Here is a 1017-nt window from a genome sequence, read left to right as displayed (position 1 = left end):
CCAAGCGAAAAGTGTTCAAAATTAATGAGCAAAAAGTGTTCAAAACTACTTGACGGTTACAGCGTTCGCGTGTATCTTCATCGATGCCCCAATAAGTGTTTCCTTGTTCATCACGGAGCTTACAAATGGATAAACTTGTCATATAGCTTCTATAATGTAGAACAACTACTTTCATTGCTTCTAGCTCACCCTTATTTGCAGCTAAAATGATTGGATACGGCAACAAGCCACGCTCATTTCTTTCCGTATTAGTATTAATCATCCCATTCATCTGCATGTTCCTCCAAAAAACGTCTTAACGGTTTAAAGAACTCGTTCGCCTATACTGTACAGTACTAACGTGGAATGTTGAACAATTGATCAATTTTTACATCAGAAAGATTAAAAAAGTAGTATAGTAGGATGATAGTACGCTTCTCAACTGGCAAGCTATGCATCGCTTTTGCAAGAAGTGTAGGAGTAATTCTCTTACCAGCTACTTGAAGTCCTTCTATTTCTTCTCCCTTTTAGTGTTTGTCTAAGGTATAGAGCTGTTTTTCTTCTAGCGGTGTTAAATTTGAAAATGTTATCTCCGTTTCTGCCTTTCTTTGTATATGTTGATTGCTTCATTTTTCAGTACTCGCTTACAAAAAGCGTTAAATGCACAACGCACCTGCCGTTCGGTACCATACACTCAACTCTCTTCGAACTGCAAAGATGGGTGATGATTTCCCCTTTCATTACCTTCAACAAGTTTTTTTGTAAAATGCCAAAAATCAGAGAAAAATTTTTAAAAAAAACAATAACACAACTGAATATTAACAGTTGGGTAGAATCATTTTTAATATTTAATATAAAGGACCAAAAGAAGAAATACTTTAAATGTCAAACTCTATTTTATTACAATTCCATAAAAACTGATCGAACAAAATAATGAATAATACAAAAATAAAGTTTTTTAAAGTCATTTCTTATCCCTTAATCCGTGACTAAATTTATCTAAAAACCATCCGAAAGCTAGTGAAATCAAGTATAATA

The 1017-nt window shown here is 33.7% G+C and carries 1 protein-coding gene; it reads right to left on the bottom strand.

The genetic code is table 11. The features are described 5' to 3' along the window. The coding region (locus FS666_RS19350) for a helix-turn-helix domain-containing protein (RefSeq protein ID WP_144463787.1) at positions 1-271 on the bottom strand (271 nt) is incomplete at its 3' end. Between the last annotated feature and the right edge of the window lie 746 nt (positions 272-1017).

It is taken from the genome of Siminovitchia fortis, assembly GCF_007681465.1.
In the GTDB taxonomy this organism is placed as follows: domain Bacteria; phylum Bacillota; class Bacilli; order Bacillales; family Bacillaceae_C; genus Siminovitchia; species Siminovitchia fortis.
This window is presented reverse-complemented; position numbering and strand designations above follow the sequence as displayed.